Genomic DNA, 18,626 nt, shown 5'->3' with positions numbered 1-18,626 from the left:
AAAAGTTTGGTATATAGCCTAATTTTTCATGCCATAATGGGGGTCGCCATCGTCTCCAACGATAGCGTATAAGGCTTCCTTAAGTTCATTAACAATGTCTGGATAGTGTTCATAAATGTTATATTGTTCTCGAATGTCATCATCAAGGTTATAAAGCTGTATCGGATGACAATTGTTAGGTAAGCTACCGGGTTTTGGCGCGCTCCATCCACCTGAATCGGGGCACATTTCCAGTTTCCAAGGACCCTTTCGGATAGAGAAGGACCCGTTAAGGGAATGATGAATAAGAGCTTCATGAATAGGTGCCTCTCTATGCTGATTAAGCCAGAGATCAAGATTGCTACGACTATCTGGGGCTTCATCTGTCTCGGGGGCTATATCAAGAAGGTCCATACACGTTGCATATAGGTCTGAGAGTAAAACCGGTTCATCACTATAGGTACCTGGCTTGATTTTATCAGGCCACTTTATGATATATGGAATGCGATGACCGCCTTCATAAATATCTGCTTTATGTCCTCGAAAGATATAACTTGGGTGATGACCAAACTGTGCAAGCTCAGCAAAGTTGGCCATTGGAGCACATCCGTTGTCACTGGCAAAGATGACAATTGTATTTTCAACAAGCCCCAAATCTTTAAGTTTTTGATTGATTTGACCGACAATATCGTCACACATTAGGACAAAGTCACCGTAAAGGTTAGTGCCGGACTTACCAATAAATTCTTCAGTGGGCAGCATAGGTGCATGAGGAGCTGTCATAGGAAAATACAAGAAAAAAGGTTCATCTTGCCATTGGTCTATCTGTGATAAGACACGGCGGGTAAGATTAGGCAGAACATCCGAATGTTCAAAATCAGCACCGGTTAGACCATCTCTGAAAAAATGCTTGGTCAATTCAATGGGGAGTCTTGTGTGGCATTTGGTAATTCGATCAGGCATGGCGGTGACACGGCGATTTTCAACATAGACATATGGGGGCATATCTAGCGAACCGCATATTCCATAAAAATAGTCAAAACCGTGATCAACAGGTGCATCAAGTAGAGGTAAAGAAAAGTCTATACTCTCAGGATTGTTCGAATCTGTTAGTGGCCATTGAAAGCCTAAGTGCCATTTTCCGATACATGCGGTTTTATATCCTTGTGACTGTAAAAAAGACCCGATTGTAGGGCGGCTTTTTTCAATTAAAGGTGCGTCATAGCCAAAAAGAACACCTTCCTTAAGTGAGGAGCGCCAATTGTAGCGTCCAGTCATAAGACTATATCTAGAAGGCGTGCAAAGGGCAGAAGTTGCGTGGGCATCGGTATGATACATACCTTCTTGGCACATTTTATCAAGATGAGGTGTTGTAAAAGCTGCGTTTTCATTAAGACAAGATAGGTCGCCATAACCCATATCGTCGGCAAGTATATAAATAATATTTGGTTTTTGCATAAGAACCTCCTTACTTTGTTTTATAGTATATCATGTGGATATAAATAAAAAGAGGATAAAGCAAGAAAAAATAGCACAATATTCATATTAAGGATCCATAGGTCGCCAATATATCGCATAAGTGAAAAAGAGAAAATTTTTGTGGTTATTTAACAAAAGTTTCATATGTACCATGTTATTTTGGTAAAATATGCCGTATAATGAAACAAAGTTTTGTTTTATGCAAAAATTATTGAAATAAAATTCTCGTGGCGTTATAGTAAGACTATGAGAGCAAGGAGATGACAATGAAAAGTGTTATTGTTAGATTAAGAGAGTATTTAAAAGAGACGAGTGGTGCAGAAAAAGAAGTGATCGACTATATTATTGAACATCAAGAAGAAGTCACTCGAATAAGTATTCATGAGCTTGCAAGCAGAACCTACACATCGGCTTCCACGATTGTCCGACTATGTAAGAAGAATTCATTTAAAGGGTTTAAAGAACTAAAGACAAATTTAATACAAGAAATTGCCATACAAAAGCAATCAGCCAAAGAATTCAACATGGATATATCAGATGATGATGATCTAGAATCTATTGTAGATACAATCACACATGTGAACATGAAGTCTTTGGATGTGACACGTAACTTGATTGACTTGCAAACGTTGGAACAATGTATCGAATCTATTGTACGAGCAGTTAATATAGGAATCTTTGGAATAGGATCATCACTGATTGTTGCCAAAGATGCACAACAAAAATTTATGCGTATTAATAGGCAATGTTTTGTTTATGAAGACTGGCACTTGCAATTATTACAAGCAAAAAACATGAATAGCAACGATATAGGTATCGTCATCTCCTATTCTGGAGAAACAGATGAGATGATTCAGTGTATTCAAGAATTAAAGAAAAACGATGTGGAAGTCATTTCAATTACGCGATATGTTGAATCCAGAATTTCTAAATTGGCAGATCATAATATTTTTGTGGCGGCCAATGAATCAACACTTAGAAGTGGAGCCATGTCATCTAGAATTTCACAGCTTAATATCATTGATATATTATATACAGCTTGTGCAAATAAGAATTATGATGAATCCATTAGGCGAATTCAAGCGACCTATATGAAGAAAGGATAAGTTATGACAAATCTGGGCAAATTAGTAACAGAAAATAGAAATACCAAAACGATGCAATTAGATGGAATGCCTATAGAAGAAGTTCTTCGAGTAATGAATGAAGAAGATGCTTCTGTAGCCAAGGCGGTAGAAAAAGAACTAAGCTATATAGCCAAAGCGGTGGAAGCCGTTATAAAAGCGTTTGAACAAGAAGGACGCTTGATATATATGGGCGCAGGAACAAGCGGACGCTTAGGGTTACTTGATGCGGTTGAATGTCCTCCAACATTTGGAACACCACCGGAAAAAGTGGTTGGTCTTATTGCGGGTGGTGAAAAAGCATTTATACGTGCTGTAGAAGGCGCAGAAGATAGTGAGGCTTTTGGTATACAAGACTTAAAGGACATTGATTTAAAAAGTAAAGATGTTGTTATCGGATTAGCGGCAAGTGGACGTACGCCATATGTTATCGGTGGACTATCCTATGCAAAAGAGGTTGGGTGTACAACTGTTGGAATCACATGCAACAAAGGTTCCAAAGTCGGTGCAGCAGCAGATATTCCGATTGAAGTTGTTACGGGACCGGAAGTTTTGACCGGATCGACACGACTTAAAGCGGGAACGGCACAAAAAATGGTGGTTAACATGATATCAACGGCTTCAATGGTAGGTATCGGAAAAGCCTACAAAAACTTAATGGTGGATGTACAGCAGACCAACATGAAGCTAAAAGTAAGAGCAGAAAATATTGTCATGCAGGCGAGCGAGGTGGACCGTGAAACCGCCAAAAAAGCTCTGGAACAAGCCGATGGACATGTAAAACTTGCGATTACAATGCTTTTGTTGGAGTGTGACGCAGATACAGCAAAAAAGCGACTTGAAAAAGGAAAGGGACATATTAAAAACGCACTAATTTAGGAGGTTGTTATGGATTATAATCAATTATCAAAACACATTATTGAACATGTTGGGGGAACAGGTAATATAATCAGTGCGACAAATTGTATGACACGTCTTCGACTTCAGCTTAAGGATGATTCCTTAGCCGACATTGCAAGTTTAAAGAAACTTGAAGGTGTTATGGGAGTTATCGGAGATGGTACACTACAGATTATTGTCGGACCTGGAAAGGCAAAACAATTGCTGGACGAGTTTTTAATTGTGGCAAAGCTTGACAAGAATCCACAAGTATCCGATGAAAACTGGAAAGCAAATAAAGAAGCAATCAAAGGAAAACAAAAACAAAGCCGCTTAAAGCAAGGGCTTCGAACCATTGGTGAAATATTTATTCCACTGATTCCAGCGATTATTGCTGCCGGGATATTCAATGGTTTTGCAGGGTTGATTACGAACCTTCAATCCACAGGAAATTTAGCCTCAAGTGAAGTATGGAATACTATTCGACTCTTCTTTTCACTTATCGGTGGTTCATTCTTAAGTTATTTTACGATTTTCACCGGTATTAATGCAGCCAAAAAATTTGGAGCGACAGAAGCCCTTGGTGGTATGCTCGGTGCAATGTCAGTTATGGCACAAATCAATGAAATCTCTGGAATTTTTGGGATGTACAATGATGAGTCGCCATTATTATCTGTATTGCGCTCAGGTAAAGGTGGAGTTATCGGCGTTATCGTTGGTGTATACATTCTTGCCAAAATAGAAAAACGCATTAGAAAATTGGTGCCGGATGTTTTGGACCTTATTGTAACTCCGTTGCTAACATTAGCAATAACCGCCGTTTTATTTGTTGTTATTATTATGCCGGTATCGGGAATCTTTTCAGATTATCTTGTTAAGGTCCTTGAAGTGTTAGTGTCTTCGGATATAGCTGTAGTAAACATTATCTCTGGATTTGTGCTATCTGCATTGTTCCTTCCGATGGTATTGTTAGGACTACATCATGGATTAATTCCAATCTATGCAGTTCAACTTGAAGCAATGGGTGGAGTTTCCTTATTCCCTGTACTTGCTATGGCGGGAGCCGGACAAGTAGGCGCAGCGATTGCTATTTATATTAAAGCTAAAAAAGTAGGTAATCATCAAATCAAAAAAGTCATCTCAGGAGCATTGCCGGCAGGAATTCTTGGTATTGGTGAGCCACTAATTTATGGAGTAACTTTACCTATGGGTAAACCATTTATTACAGCAGGGCTTGGAGCAGGTTTTGGTGGAGCTTATGTCATGATTACTAAAGTACTTGCAACCGCTTGGGGACCGTCAGGAATTACTGCGATACCACTTATGCAGCCAGGTTCAATGTTAAACTACTTTATCGGATTAGTCGTTGCATATATTGGCGGTTTCATCGTTACAGCCATCTTTATCAAAGATAGTGATGTGGCAGAAGTTGGTCAAGAAGGACTTGAGATACATGGAAGTATGGGGCAAGAAAGTGTGAGTGTGAATTAACATGAATAAAAAGGTAAGATTTGGATTTTCTGTCTATGTATCTTCCTATGAACAGCAAAAGCCTTTTCTTCAACAAATAGAGAGTGAAGATGTTTACATCTTCACCTCTTTACATATTATGGAAGAGGCAGAAGATAAAACAAGCTACAAACAATCGATTATAGATATGTTAAACGAGTTAAAAGCGTTTGGGTTTAATATCATAGCAGATATATCTCAACGAACACTGGAGCTTTTTGGATGCAAGACCATGGTAGAGCTAAAAAACACATTAGATATAGATGTCATACGCGTGGATTATGGATTTACACAAGAACAGATACAAGAAGCCATGGAAGAGATTGACATTGCAGTCAATGCATCGACGCTTAAGCCGGATATGATGGCGGCATTATCTAAGGCAGGGAAAAAACCTCTAGCAATTCATAATTATTATCCTCGCCAAGAGACGGGACTAGAGTGTTCCTTTTTTCAGGGGAAAAATCAACAATTACGACTCTGTGGTTACGATATTGCCATGTTTATTGCAGGGGACAATGCGCGGCGAGGACCTATTTTTGATGGATTACCTACGTTAGAACACCAAAGAAATATAGCTCCGTATGTAAGCTTTATAGAAGCGGCGAACCAGTATTCGATGGATTTAGTTCTTTTGGGTGATCTTAATATGGATATGACCCAGATACAATGGATTATGGATTATATTCATCATGGAATTATCAGTGTTCCAATCCACCTAGAAAGTCAGTATACCAAACTTTATGACAAGGAATATACAATTAGGGAAGATTCAGGGGCATATGCGTTTAGATTTTTAGAATCAAGAGAATACTCAACAAACAGTGGAATGAAAATCGAGCAAGACAACTGCATTAAGCGCGAGCAAGGTGCGTTGACAATCGATAATCATTTATATAAAAGATATAGTGGTGAGATACAATTAGTTTACAAAGCATTGGAAGCAGACCATCGTGTTAATGTCATCGGACAATTAGACGATGCATACATAAGGCTTGTCGGTATGATTCAACGCGGTGATCGTTTGCGCTTGGTCAGGAGGAAATGACATGTTAATGAACAAAGTAACTCGAGTCTGTTCTCCCGTTGAAGGAGAACTTATAAGAATGGAAGAAGTGCCCGATCCTGTTTTTTCACAAAAAATGATGGGAGAAGGATTTGCCGTAAATCCTTCTAATGGAAGAATCTGTTCGCCAATTAAAGGGGAAGTCACGGTAGCATTTGAGACAGGACATGCTTATGGGTTAAAAAGTCCCAGTGGTGTTGAGATATTGGTGCACTTTGGCCTAGATACAGTTAAGCTCAAAGGCGAAGGCATACGTATGCATGTTAAAGTCGGCGATAAGGTCAAGGTGGGTGACTTGCTCTGTGAAGTTGATATAGAGGCAATAAAAGATAAGGTTCCCTCATTGATAACCCCTGTTGTCGTGACATCAGAGCACCAGATAACCATTGAAAAGCAAGGTCATGTAAAAGTAAAAGATAAGGTAATGACTGTACGGTGAAGCGGCGACAGGCTATTACGGTGAAAATAGGTGAAAAGCAATCGGAAGTTAGTCTTATATGTGAGATTAACTTCCTTTTTTATGGATAGTCAAACTTGACCGAACGTATGTTCTAAGCTATACTGTATATAGGGGAAAGCCTATATAATGAAAATGTATCGTAAAGAGGTCATGAATATGGAATCGACGAATCGAATATATGCAGCGATTGATTTAAAATCATTTTATGCATCCGTAGAATGTATTGAGCGCAATCTTGATCCACTAACAACAAATCTTGTTGTAGCGGACAACAGCCGATCTGAAAAAACAATATGCCTTGCTGTTTCACCAGCGCTTAAAGCCTTTGATATTCCGGGAAGAGCGAGGCTATTTGAAGTTATTGAAAAAGTAAAACAAGCCAATGCGCTTCGATTACAGCAACTCGCAACCAAAACCTTTGTAGGAAGCTCATATTTTTCTACTGAACTAGAGCAAGAGCCAAAGCTGGGGATTGATTATATTGTTGCCCCACCAAGGATGGCTCTCTACATGAAATACAGTGCCCGTATCTATGCGATATACATGAAATATGTCGCTCCAGAAGATATACATGTTTACTCCATTGACGAAGTATTTATAGATATTACACATTACCTAAAGTCGTCAAAACTTAACCCCTATGAATTCACCAAACGTATGGTACAAGATATTATAAAAACAGTTGGAATTACAGCAACAGCAGGACTTGGAACTAATCTCTACTTGTGTAAGATAGCCATGGATATTGTTGCCAAACACATACCGGCAGATGCAGACGGAGTACGTATTGCCTACCTTGATGTGATGAGCTATCGACAAAAGCTATGGGCGCATCAACCGCTCACGGACTTTTGGCGAGTGGGAAAAGGTTATGCCAAAAAACTTCAAGACAATGGAATATTTACAATGGGAGATATTGCACGATGCTCAATTAAGAATGAAGCCTTATTGTACCAACTTTTTGGTGTCAATGGCGAATTGCTGATTGATCACGCATGGGGAGTTGAACCTTGTACACTCGCAGAAGTTAAAGCATATAAACCAAAGAACCAAAGTACAGGAGCAGGGCAAGTGCTACATACGCCATACACATTTGATAAAGCGCGTATTATTGTGCAGGAAATGACCGACCTCTTAGTCTTGGACTTGGTCGATAAGGGGTTGGTTACAGACCAACTTGTGCTTACCATAGGCTATGATATCTCAAATCTCACAGATCCTTTGATTGCTAGGCGATATAGTGGTGAGGTAAAAACAGATTATTATGGGCGCAAAGTACCAAAACATGCTAATGGAACAATCAACCTCTCCCAGAAGACATCCTCAACTCAATGGATTATGGAAGCCGTGATGAAGTTGTTTGACGAGATTGCGCATCCACAGCTACTTGTGCGACGCGTCAATATTGTAGCCAACCATGTAGAAAGTGAAGACCAAGCCGCCCGTGCTTGTGCTTATGAGCAACTCAACCTTTTTACAGATGAGACTAAACAACATCAATTAGACCAAGCACTAAAAAAAGAAAAGAAAATACAGCAAGCGGTCTTAAGCATAAAGAAAAAGTATGGAAAGAATGCAATCCTAAAGGGAATGAATCTACAAGAAGGAGCCACAACCAAAGAACGAAATCGTCAAATAGGAGGGCACAAAGCTTAGAACGACAGTATAGCAATAGAAAGGAAGGCTCGGTATGAGAAAAGTAGAGCGAAGCATAGATGACTACCAAGATATATTAGACATTAGCCGTCCTAAATCCTTGAACAGACCTTTGATGGAACGTTCAAAGCGTGCAGCTCAATTTGCGCCGTTTTCAGCAGTCGTTGGTTATGACACAGCGGTTGGTGAATTAGCCCGATACACCCAAGAGAAAAAAATACTGGATGAAACCCAGAAGAGTATTATCGATGAAACGCTGCGAAAGATTGAGCAGAAGTTGCAGCAGATAGGAGCGGTAAAAGTTAAGATAGTATTTTTTGAAGCAGATCGATACAAAGAAGGCGGACAGTATGTGACACATATAGGTGACGTTGAAAAGATTGATGTCTTTAATCAAAAAATATCGTTGGTCGGCAAAGATAAAATTAATATTGATGATGTGTATAGTATTGATATGTGACTTCATATGCTATAAAATAGAAAGTGATGGAAAATCATTTGCAAAAGTAGGAGGTTATGTCATGCGAATTGAACATATTCAATATCCATTTATCTTTACGGATGATGGGCAGCGAATCCATGCAAAGCAAGTTGTAGGTAATATTTTTAAAGGGGCAACGCTTAAGCAAACCCAAGAACAAGCATATGAAGTCGTAGGTATTCAAGCCGATGAAAACTGTGTCAATGGCGTGTGTCCGGTACGATAGATAATGGAGGCAATATGATATTAGGAAATATTCAACAGTTAGATGAAAAAAGAACGTATCCTAAAGCAATTCAAACAGCATTAGAATACTTGCAAACCCATGATTTTGTGGCGATGGAGACCGGACGGTATGAGATAGAAGGAACGGATATCTTTGCTCTTGTACAAGAGGTCGATACCGATCATGTTGAAAACAGGCGACCAGAGACGCATGAGGAATATGTGGATATACAATATCTTGTTAGCGGAGGCGAACGCATCGGACATGCATTCTTAAATAGTGCAACACAGGTCAAAGAAGATAAACGCCCGGAAAAAGACGTGATATTCTATGAGAATCCTGCGGGTGAACGCTTGATTACCCTGTTTCCAGGCGATTATGCAATCTTTTTTCCTACAGACATTCACCGCCCTGGATGCGAATATCAAGAGTTGATGAAGATAAAAAAAGTTGTCGTCAAGATTCGTTACAGCATTCTTTAGTTAAAAGCTGAAAAAAATATATCAATACATGTCAGTGCCGGAACAAAATTTGTTCCGGTATTTTTTATGCGAATAATAGGAAGACTTGATATAAGTATTTTGCTATGAAACATAGCAGTATATAATAGTTGAACAAAAATAACTACATTTGCTAGTCATATGCCATAAAATTTGTTACAATAATACAACAGTTTAAGAAACTAAGAGGATGTAAGGTCATGAAATATTATCGCAAACTTTTTATAACATATCTCGCAATTATAATCTTATATACGGCGATTGCTGTGGGCTTGTTTTTTAATCAAGTCAATATTGCGAACAAAGACTTTATCAGTTCAACGAATGAAGAAATCTTGATGCAATACAAAAATCGGACCGATCTTAATTATAGAATAGCCAAGAACTGGATTAAAAATTTAATTACGGATGAAGCGGTCAAAAGATTTGCAGTGGATAGAGCCAATGGCTACATCAATGTCATTGATTTGTTTCAAAACTTGCAAAAAAATATGATTGCTTTTTCAGATGCCAGCTTTTCTGTAGGTATAGTCAAACCCGGGTATAATAGTGTGATTACACCGGATGGTACAGAGACGTTAGCAAGATTTTATAATGAATGGAATATTAATTCAACGCAAGTGGTAGAAATCGAAGAAGCGTTAAATAACAATGAAGAATTAAGTAGTCATATTATTATTAAGAGTACGAATCAAGACACACAAAAGGACAGTATCATCTATGTGACAAAGCAAAATATTGATCAGGAAAACTATATTGCCATCTTTATAAAGCTGAACGAAACAGATACCGCAAAAAATAGAGAAGATGGATTCTATGATGGGTTTTACATTGGATATAAAGATAAAATTGTTGATTATGGCGACAGTGGTCTAGATATAATGGATAAAGCGCTATCTGAGGCGAGCTCAAAATTTGAAAATAAGAATATGGATCCGGATGTGGTATATAACTATGAGACCAATCAATATTATATCTATTGTGTGAAATCAAATATTATGCAATGGAGATATTATTATGTGATTGATAAAAGTTTTATGCTTAACCGATATAGAGATTTATTAATCAAATCCCTAGTTATCTATTTGTTATTGCTTGTCGTAGGACTTGCCATTGTACAATTGATTGTTAAGTATATATATAAGCCTGTAGAAAGTGTCGTATCCCTATATAATACTCAAGATGGGAAGACACAAAGGGATGAATTTAAATTTATATCCGAACAGATATTAAGAAACAAAGACACCTTAAAGATTAAATTCATTACAGACTTGATTCATGGAACACTCGAAAAGAAAAAAATCCATCAAGGCCTTGAAAGGTATGAACTAGATTTCTTGAATGCGCCGTTTTTTATTGGATTAATAAAAATATTGCCCGGTACATATAAAGATGATCAGACAATCTTGATGGTAAGAAATAACTTGGAAAATTGGATGATGGATTTTTGTGTATCTGAAAGCTCCATTGAAATACTAGATTATGCTTATGATATGATCGTTGTCATCGCGCATCAGCAACATAAGAACCAAATACAGCAGCTTATGAAGAGCTTAGGAGAAGATACGGTGATTAATTTAGACCACAAACTTTATCTTTCCTTAAGCAGTATCTATAATAAAACCAGCGAACTAGTAGATAGCTTTTATGAAGCAAAAAGAAATTTAGAGTATGGTGTGTTTTTTAATGATGGACATGTCATAACAAGCCATGAGATTGATATGTTAGACTATGATAATTACTATTATCCAATTGACGAGGAAAAACGGTTGATGAATATGGTTAGCGCCTGTGATCAAAACGGCGTGAACGTCTTTTTTGAATATTTGTTAAATGAAAACTATAAAAAAAGAACACTGTCAGCAGAAAAACAGTCTCAATTTATACTTGCGATTGTTGCAACGATGAACCGAATTATGCAACACAATGGTATTGAATTATCTAAGAATACATCCATAGACAAGATGACATATATGGATTTAAAACTTGAGCGAGATTATAAGCAGCTAAAAATAAAAATTATAGATATGTTCCAGGAAGTCATCCATCAGATTGAAGGCAATCGGTTAAAAAATGATGGAGATATGGGGATGAAGATGCAATTGTTCATCGAAGAAAATTATATGCATGATATTGCCTTAGAAGACTTGGCTCAAGAGATGAATATTACAGCAGGTTATGCAGGGGTATTATTTAAAAATAAAGTCAATGCAAACTTTAAGGACTATCTAAATCAGTATCGTGTCAACCAGGCAAAAAAAATGATTGAAAGCGATAAAAAAATAGCAATGAAAGAAATTGCCATGCAGGTGGGATGCTCAAATCCAAATACTTTTTTAAGAATTTTCAAAAAATACGAGGGTATTTCGCCAACGATGTACAAGGAAAAAGTTAACAAAGAAAAAGGGGAAAAATAATAAATAAGTAATATATAGGGTGTAAAAACGTGGTTTAAAGCTTTAAATCACGTTTTTTGTCATGTATAGCAGAAAATGATGTGTGAAAAAAGGGATGTTTCACAGATGTTCGAGATGAAAAAAGAAAATGAAGATTTATTAATAAATAGAAATACCTTATGATGTGTTCATCAACTAGTTGGTAAACGAAGGAGGTGTGAAAAAATGAATGAAAGTACGTATGTAGTTAAAGAAAAATCTTATTGGCATGTTAAGCGCTACAATTTCATCTATGAATTAAAAAAGAACTGGTTTCTATATGCACTACTCGTGCCCTTTGTTGTCTGGTTCCTTTTGTTTTCATATAGACCCTTAATAGGTTTGCAGGCGGCATTTAAAGATTATGACATTCTTTTGGGGTTACAAGATAGTGAGTGGGTTGGGCTAGCGCATTTTAAAGAGTTTTTTGGAAGTGAATATTTTCTAAGAACACTTAAAAACACTTTAATCATCAATATATATGCGTTGGTATTTGGATTCCCGGCGCCTATTATTTTAGCGTTACTCCTTAATGAGATCAAAAATGCAAATTATAAGAAAGTTATTCAAACCATGACTTACTTGCCACACTTTATATCCATTGTCGTTATCGTTCAGATTGTGACGAGCTTTTTGTCACCATCGACAGGGCTATTGAACTTACTTATAGAAAAATTTGGTGGAGAACGGATTTATTTTCTCATTAAACCAGAGTATTTTCGAACGATTTATACAACCATGAATATATGGAAAGAAATTGGATTTGGTGCAGTGGTTTACATTGCCGCACTGTCGGGGATTGACCCCCAGTTATATGAAGCGGCTGAAATCGATGGCGCAGGAAAGATGAAACAGATGTGGCATATAACAATTAAGTCAATTCTGCCAACCATTATGATTATGCTTATACTGAAGGTGGGGATGCTGCTTAATGTAGGGTTTGAGACGATTATCTTAATGTATCAACCCGCGACATATGAAACAGCAGATGTTATTAGCAGCTATGTGTATCGGTTAGGAATACAACAGGGAAGATATGATATTGCAACAGCCGTAGGGCTTGCCAATTCATTGGTTGCGGTTCTTTTAGTATACACAACAAATAAAATCAGTAAAAAGTATACAGAAACAGGAATTTGGTAAAGGAGGAACAACATGATTATTGGAAAAAGTACAAAAGTTTACCAAGTTCTTATCAATATGATAGCAGGACTGATTGCTTGCTTAACGATATATCCTTTTATATATGTGCTGATGTCTTCTATTAGCTCACCGGATATGGTTGCAGCAGGAAAAGTGTTATTATTACCCAAAGAAATTACATTTGCAGCATACCAAAAAGTTTTTGAGCAAAAAGAAATTTGGATCGGCTATGGAAATACAATTTTTTATACGGCATATGGAACGATGGTAAACTTATTTTTAACCACCTGTGGTGCATATGCGCTTTCACGAAAAGAATTGCGGGGGCGAACGTTTTTTACAATTTTCATTGCGCTAACAATGTGGTTTAAACCGGGGATGATTCCTCAATATTTAAACTATAAAGAACTAGGACTTTTAGACACACGTACTTTAATTGTATGGGGATTTGGTATTGACGCATTTAACGTCATCTTGTTACGAAGTTTTTTTGAGTCTGTACCGAAGTCAATTGATGAAGCGGCAAGAATAGATGGAGCATCACAGTTTCAAGTATTGACAAAGATATACTTGCCCTTATCAAAAGCAGCACTGGCAACAGTAGGATTGTTTTATGCCGTCAGTCGATGGAATGGCTATTTTTGGGCGATGATAACGCTTCGAGACAGCAATAAGTACCCGCTACAGGTAGTTTTAAAATCCTTTATTGCCAAGATGAGTGATGAAGTTAATGGAATCGATGTCGTTAGTGAATTATCTCAACAAACATTTATTTATGCAACCATAGTTGTCGCAGTGCTTCCGATAGTGATGATCTATCCATATATTCAAAAGTATTTTGTAAAAGGGGTAATGATAGGATCACTAAAGGGGTAATATGAATAATAATCGATGAAAAAAAGGAGAATGAAGATGGAAAGAAAAAGTATTGCAATTATTTTAGCACTTATACTTATCCTAACAGTAGGATGTAGCAAAACGGATGAATCAAAAGACAATGTAGCTGGAAGTTCCGTGTCCACACAAAGCGGTGAAGAGGCACAGGTAACCGAGCTTTCGGTTCATATGCACGACGATGATGGTTATACAATTTTTGATAGCTCCTTGCCGGTATGGAAAATAGCCGAAGAAGCCAATAATATTGTTTTGAAAGGAACGGCACCGACAACACCTTTAAATTCAGAAGAAGTGTTTAATCTAATGTTAGCTGCAGATGAGATTCCAGATATTATTCATACAAAAAGAGCTAACGTATTAAAATATAACGAAAAATTGTTCCTTCCACTGGATGAGCTTATTGAAGAACACGCACCGGATTTAAAGGCCCTTTTAGAGGAACGTCAAGATGTCGTCAAGCATATGAAGGCAGCGGATGGAAAAATGTATTATATACCGTTTATTCCTGATGGAGAAGCATCCATGGGATGGCACATTCGTAAAGACTGGCTAGACCAACTGGGCTTAGAGGTGCCAAGTACATATGAGGACATGCTTACCGTCATGAGAGCTTTTAAAGACAACGATTTAAATGGAAATGGCATAAATGATGAAGTTCCGTTTTTCTCTAGAAGAACGCTTGGAATCTATGACTTATTGGGCATATATGGTCTTGTCGATGTAGAGTATGTGGAAGAGGGTATGGTAAAAAATGATCTGTATTCACAGGACTACAAGGAAGGTATCATCGGGCTACGTAATCTATATAAAGAAGGTCTGATTGATGCGGAAATCTTTACAAGAGGCAATACGGCAAGAGATATGATGTTTGATGATAATATCGGTGGGATGACCCTAGATTGGTTTGGTAGTACAGCAGGTTATCAAGATAAATATGTAGATCAAATTGAAGGATTGGACTGGATTCCAATGGCACCTCCTGCAGACATAAATGGGGATGTGTGGATTGAGTATTCGAGAAAAACTGTTGAAGATATGGGATGGGGAATTTCTATAAATAATGAACATCCAGAAGAAACAATAAAATTCATGAACTATTGGTTTACAGAAGAAGGACGCCGGTTAATGAATTATGGAATTGAAGGCCAAACTTATGATATGGTCGATGGCAAAGCAATATTTAATGAAAAAACATTATCTGAAGGAAAATCTGTCTTAGAAAACATGCGTTTAATCGGTGCCCAAACAATGATCGGATTCCATCAAGACTTTGAATATGAAAAGCAGTGGATGAATGAACTGGCATTAGAAGGTGCACAGATGTATATTGACAATGATTATTTCATAGACTTGCTTCCGGCCTTAAACTATACGGACGAAGAACAAAAGCGAATTGCTAAGATTGAGCCACAAGTAAAAGCATATGTTGAAGAAATGTCACAAAAATGGATTTTAGATGCAGTTTCTGTTGAAGATACATTTGATGATTACATGAAAAAACTTGAAGAATTAGGTGCAGTTGAAATGATGCAAATCAAACAAGCAGCATATGAGCGATACCAAAATAATTAGGAGGAACTAAACGATGCCTGAATTTTACGAACAAGCCTGGCAAGATATTATGAATAAAGTAACAACAACGAGCGACAGAATAAAAGCCGGTTTTCCTCATGTAGCCTACGATGGCAAATATGATGATCAAACACCAGGCTGGTGGACGGCTGGATTTTGGCCGGGACTTTTATGGTTGGTCTATAGACACAACGGTGACGCTCAACTTCTTGAATATGCAAGAGAATGTGAAGATAAATTAGATGCAGAGCTTGATGGATTTGTGAATCTACATCATGATGTAGGGTTCATGTGGGGACTGTCTGCAGTGGCAAACTATAATTTGACAGGAAATGAAAAGTCAAAGATTCGTGGACTTAAGGCAGCAAGTACTTTGGCGGGACGTTTTAATATTAAAGGAAATTTTATACGGGCATGGTCAGATGAGGTCTTTGCCAATAGCCAAGGCTGGGTTATTATTGACTGCATGATGAATTTGCCGCTATTATACTGGGCATCCCAAGTACGCCAAGATCCTATGTATAAACATATTGCCAAAGCCCACACAGAAACAGTCATCAACGAGTTTATTCGTGAAGATGGCTCCGTATATCATATTGTGTGTTTTGATCCTGAAATCGGGGAAAGAGTGGACGCCCTTGGAGGACAAGGATATTCAAAAGAATCTGCATGGTCAAGAGGGGCAGCGTGGGCAATCTATGGATTAGCCATGGGTTATGGATACACAAAAGAGGAAATATATCTTGAAAAATGCAAACAGGTAGCGGATTTTTTCATTGCCCACTTGCCAGAAGATGGCGTGCCAGTCTGGGATTTTCGAGCACCAAAAGATACCTTATATGCAAAAGACAGTTCAGCTGGAGCTTGTGCAGCTAGCGGATTAATCGAATTAAGCTATTATCTTGACGGACAGGAAAAAGAAAAATACCTGGACGTGGCTAAGAAAATCCTAAAATCACTATATGTCAATTATGGGAACTGGGACACGCAAGATGAAGGATTAATTAACGAAGGCACGGTTGCCTTTCCTGCTGGGCGTGATATCAATGTTCCTATAATATATGGAGACTACTATTTTGCAGAAGCAATAAGCAAACTGGTGGGATATGACAAACGTATATTTTAATTCATGCCATAGAGTGTTGCTGTTTTACTTGGCTATAAAACTTCATTAATAAAAAGCTTAACCAGTGCCGGATCAAATTGTGTTCCGGCACATTTTTTTAGTTCTTTAATAGCATCCGATTTACTGAGTGGTGTCTTATAAGGTCGTCCCATTGTCATGACATCATAGGCATCAACAAGGGCAATAATTCTAGCCAATAAGGGAATGTCTTCCTTGGCCAAGCCTTGAGGATAACCAGCGCCATCCCAACGCTCGTGATGGTTTAATATTCCGGTAGCTATCTGAGAAAGTTCAGGCAGGGATGTTGCTATCTTATAACCTAACTCCGAGTGCTTCTTAATTCGTTCCCATTCGTCCAAAGTCAGGGGAGCTTCTTTTTGCAATAGCTCTTCAGAGAGAGCCAGCTTACCTATATCGTGTAAATCCGCAAGCAAAGACAAAGCATTCAAATCCTGCTTTGAAAGCGATAACTGCCTGCCTAGCTTTAAAGCTAGGTTGCGAAGGCGCTGACTATGCTCAGACGATTCATTTGTGGTTTTGCGCAACAATCCTTCAAGAGACTCTAAGATTGTGGTACTGATATGTCCTTGTTCGCCAAGTTTATCTTCATACATTTTATCTTCGGCTTGCTTAAAAATCATATTGATATCGCTTGTCATATCATTTTTGGTTTCATATCCAAGAGCAACAGAAGGCTGGATTGGAGTTTTTGGAGCAAGGGCACAGGCTTGCTTGACTTGTTGACAAAAATTGTCGGCAAGACTTTTAGGGGTATTGGGGAGTAAAATTACAAATTCATCACCGCCGATGCGAGCAATAATACCATCGTCTTGAAAAACAGACTCAAGAATACGGGCAATTTGTATGATGATTTGATCACCGGTTTGATGACCAAATGTATCATTTGTTATTTTTAAGCCATTCAAATCTGCAACAATGATGGATAACGGAAGATGTTCGGCTTGATTAAGATGCAAAAATTGTTCGCTAAAATAAGCACGATTATATAATCCGGTTAATTCATCGTGATAAGATCTATACTTAATAATTTCCTCTGTTTTCTTACGTTCTTCAATTTCTTTAAGGAGTTGGTTTTTATAATTTTCAAGAGTCAGGGTTTTATCGTTGACAGCTTTTTTGAGCGTATAATTCCACATGATAACTGTGATAAGCACAAAAACGAGCAATAGAAGAATAAACGTCAATGTGATTCCAAAGTAAGGCGTCTCAAAGATACTTTTTTCTTCAAATAAAACCCACTTGGATCGTATGCTTTGGCGTTCACTTTCGGTGATTTGTGCAAGCCCTTTACCAAAGATGTCACTTAATATAGGCCAGTCGTTTCGGGTTGCAATAGATAAGTTAGATTCAAAAGGTGTCTCGGCATTAACGACAAGGTTGGAAAGACTATCTTCCGTAATACTGGCAGAAGCACTCATAATCTCGATGATGATGGCATCCGCCTCACCTAGAGAAACCTTCCTTAATCCTTCGTTGGCACTAAGGACTTCAACATAATTTATATTTGGATAATCTCGCTTTAAATATTCTGTAATGGCATAATCTTTTACCACAAGGAGCTCAATCGTCGAATCCGCCAATTTGTCAAAAGTCAATTGCTCGGAAAAATTCTGACGTGTAATAATGACATTTGGATTCATGATATAAGGGACAGTAAAATCAAGATATGCACTTCGTTCCTTGGTTTTTGTTGCTGCAGTAATACCGGTTATTTCTCGACGTTTAGCCTGAGCAATCAGCTCATCCCAATGCTCGAATTCCACCATATCGATGGTTATATCTAATTTTTTTTCCAGCAAGTGAAAGTAATCGGCAGAAATACCCACATATTGACCATTTTCAAGAAATTCAATAGGTGGATAGTCCGTTGTATAGCCAATCTTAATTTGACCTTCATGTGAATCTAGCCACTCCCGCTCTTCATCAGTTAAAAAAGAAGTATTTACTTTTTTCTGAGTATATAAGCTGGCAAAAACAATCAAGGACAAAAAAGCGATACTAAAGATAATCATTGATAGTTTGAATATCGATTTAGTTGATACATCGGGCATAAACTTCACTCCTCATTATTCG

16 protein-coding genes are annotated in these 18,626 nt (G+C 37.8%); 14 read left to right on the top strand and 2 right to left on the bottom strand.

Translation table 11 applies throughout. The features are described from left to right. Positions 1-18: 18 nt before the first annotated feature. Positions 19-1,437, bottom strand: a complete 1,419-nt coding sequence (locus QBE53_16735; protein WZL81422.1) for an arylsulfatase — start codon at positions 1,435-1,437, stop codon at positions 19-21. 287 nt (positions 1,438-1,724) lie between these two features. On the opposite strand from QBE53_16735, the gene QBE53_16730 reads away from it, so the two are divergent. From QBE53_16730 to QBE53_16665, 14 genes are all read left to right on the top strand, one after another. Beyond that, on the top strand, positions 1,725-2,564 hold the full coding sequence (locus tag QBE53_16730) for a MurR/RpiR family transcriptional regulator (protein WZL81421.1): 840 nt from the start codon (positions 1,725-1,727) through the stop codon (positions 2,562-2,564). Between the two features lie 3 nt (positions 2,565-2,567). After that, positions 2,568-3,461, top strand: coding sequence for an N-acetylmuramic acid 6-phosphate etherase (gene murQ / locus QBE53_16725; GenBank protein ID WZL81420.1), 894 nt, complete (start codon positions 2,568-2,570; stop codon positions 3,459-3,461). 9 nt (positions 3,462-3,470) lie between these two features. Further along, positions 3,471-4,952 carry a PTS transporter subunit EIIC gene (locus QBE53_16720; protein WZL81419.1) on the top strand — a complete coding sequence of 494 codons (1,482 nt, stop codon included), beginning with the start codon at positions 3,471-3,473 and terminating at the stop codon, positions 4,950-4,952. 1 nt (position 4,953) lies between these two features. Beyond that, positions 4,954-6,018 carry a MupG family TIM beta-alpha barrel fold protein gene (locus QBE53_16715; protein ID WZL81418.1) on the top strand — a complete coding sequence of 355 codons (1,065 nt, stop codon included), beginning with the start codon at positions 4,954-4,956 and terminating at the stop codon, positions 6,016-6,018. Position 6,019: 1 nt separating this feature from the next. Then, on the top strand, positions 6,020-6,475 hold the full coding sequence (locus tag QBE53_16710; protein ID WZL81417.1) for a PTS glucose transporter subunit IIA: 456 nt from the start codon (positions 6,020-6,022) through the stop codon (positions 6,473-6,475). 147 nt (positions 6,476-6,622) lie between these two features. Next, a complete protein-coding gene (locus tag QBE53_16705; protein WZL81416.1) occupies positions 6,623-8,152 on the top strand; it encodes a DNA methylase in 1,530 nt (509 codons plus the stop codon). Between the two features lie 34 nt (positions 8,153-8,186). Next, positions 8,187-8,612 (top strand): hypothetical protein, encoded by a 426-nt coding sequence (locus tag QBE53_16700; GenBank protein WZL81415.1) that lies wholly within the window; start codon positions 8,187-8,189, stop codon positions 8,610-8,612. A gap of 61 nt (positions 8,613-8,673) precedes the next feature. After that, positions 8,674-8,859 carry a hypothetical protein gene (locus QBE53_16695; protein WZL81414.1) on the top strand — a complete coding sequence of 62 codons (186 nt, stop codon included), beginning with the start codon at positions 8,674-8,676 and terminating at the stop codon, positions 8,857-8,859. A 14-nt stretch (positions 8,860-8,873) separates the two neighbouring features. Beyond that, the gene (locus QBE53_16690; protein ID WZL81413.1) at positions 8,874-9,341 is read left to right on the top strand and encodes a YhcH/YjgK/YiaL family protein; all 468 of its coding nucleotides are present in this window, start codon (positions 8,874-8,876) and stop codon (positions 9,339-9,341) included. Positions 9,342-9,559: 218 nt separating this feature from the next. Next, the gene (locus QBE53_16685) at positions 9,560-11,776 is read left to right on the top strand and encodes a helix-turn-helix domain-containing protein (GenBank protein ID WZL81412.1); all 2,217 of its coding nucleotides are present in this window, start codon (positions 9,560-9,562) and stop codon (positions 11,774-11,776) included. 204 nt (positions 11,777-11,980) lie between these two features. Next, on the top strand, positions 11,981-12,937 hold the full coding sequence (locus tag QBE53_16680; protein ID WZL81411.1) for an ABC transporter permease subunit: 957 nt from the start codon (positions 11,981-11,983) through the stop codon (positions 12,935-12,937). A 12-nt stretch (positions 12,938-12,949) separates the two neighbouring features. Then, positions 12,950-13,813 carry a carbohydrate ABC transporter permease gene (locus QBE53_16675; protein WZL81410.1) on the top strand — a complete coding sequence of 288 codons (864 nt, stop codon included), beginning with the start codon at positions 12,950-12,952 and terminating at the stop codon, positions 13,811-13,813. 36 nt (positions 13,814-13,849) lie between these two features. Beyond that, positions 13,850-15,406 (top strand): extracellular solute-binding protein, encoded by a 1,557-nt coding sequence (locus QBE53_16670; GenBank protein ID WZL81409.1) that lies wholly within the window; start codon positions 13,850-13,852, stop codon positions 15,404-15,406. Positions 15,407-15,419: 13 nt separating this feature from the next. After that, the gene (locus QBE53_16665) at positions 15,420-16,532 is read left to right on the top strand and encodes a glycoside hydrolase family 88 protein (GenBank protein ID WZL81408.1); all 1,113 of its coding nucleotides are present in this window, start codon (positions 15,420-15,422) and stop codon (positions 16,530-16,532) included. A 32-nt stretch (positions 16,533-16,564) separates the two neighbouring features. On the opposite strand, the gene QBE53_16660 is transcribed toward QBE53_16665, so the two are convergent. Continuing rightward, positions 16,565-18,604 (bottom strand): transporter substrate-binding domain-containing protein, encoded by a 2,040-nt coding sequence (locus QBE53_16660; GenBank protein ID WZL81407.1) that lies wholly within the window; start codon positions 18,602-18,604, stop codon positions 16,565-16,567. Positions 18,605-18,626 lie beyond the last annotated feature (22 nt).

The sequence above is a fragment of the Vallitaleaceae bacterium 9-2 genome, from assembly GCA_038396585.1.
Classification (GTDB): domain Bacteria; phylum Bacillota; class Clostridia; order Lachnospirales; family Vallitaleaceae; genus UBA1351.
This window is presented reverse-complemented; position numbering and strand designations above follow the sequence as displayed.

Coding starts and splice junctions, on each gene's coding strand:
- QBE53_16685 (WZL81412.1), top strand. CDS start 9,560: ATGAAATATTATCGCAAACTTTTTATAACATATCTCGCAATTATAATC.
- QBE53_16675 (WZL81410.1), top strand. CDS start 12,950: ATGATTATTGGAAAAAGTACAAAAGTTTACCAAGTTCTTATCAATATG.
- QBE53_16710 (WZL81417.1), top strand. CDS start 6,020: ATGTTAATGAACAAAGTAACTCGAGTCTGTTCTCCCGTTGAAGGAGAA.
- QBE53_16665 (WZL81408.1), top strand. CDS start 15,420: ATGCCTGAATTTTACGAACAAGCCTGGCAAGATATTATGAATAAAGTA.
- murQ (WZL81420.1), top strand. CDS start 2,568: ATGACAAATCTGGGCAAATTAGTAACAGAAAATAGAAATACCAAAACG.
- QBE53_16735 (WZL81422.1), bottom strand. CDS start 1,437: ATGCAAAAACCAAATATTATTTATATACTTGCCGACGATATGGGTTAT.
- QBE53_16720 (WZL81419.1), top strand. CDS start 3,471: ATGGATTATAATCAATTATCAAAACACATTATTGAACATGTTGGGGGA.
- QBE53_16705 (WZL81416.1), top strand. CDS start 6,623: ATGAAAATGTATCGTAAAGAGGTCATGAATATGGAATCGACGAATCGA.
- QBE53_16680 (WZL81411.1), top strand. CDS start 11,981: ATGAATGAAAGTACGTATGTAGTTAAAGAAAAATCTTATTGGCATGTT.
- QBE53_16730 (WZL81421.1), top strand. CDS start 1,725: ATGAAAAGTGTTATTGTTAGATTAAGAGAGTATTTAAAAGAGACGAGT.
- QBE53_16660 (WZL81407.1), bottom strand. CDS start 18,604: ATGCCCGATGTATCAACTAAATCGATATTCAAACTATCAATGATTATC.
- QBE53_16700 (WZL81415.1), top strand. CDS start 8,187: ATGAGAAAAGTAGAGCGAAGCATAGATGACTACCAAGATATATTAGAC.
- QBE53_16715 (WZL81418.1), top strand. CDS start 4,954: ATGAATAAAAAGGTAAGATTTGGATTTTCTGTCTATGTATCTTCCTAT.
- QBE53_16670 (WZL81409.1), top strand. CDS start 13,850: ATGGAAAGAAAAAGTATTGCAATTATTTTAGCACTTATACTTATCCTA.
- QBE53_16690 (WZL81413.1), top strand. CDS start 8,874: ATGATATTAGGAAATATTCAACAGTTAGATGAAAAAAGAACGTATCCT.
- QBE53_16695 (WZL81414.1), top strand. CDS start 8,674: ATGCGAATTGAACATATTCAATATCCATTTATCTTTACGGATGATGGG.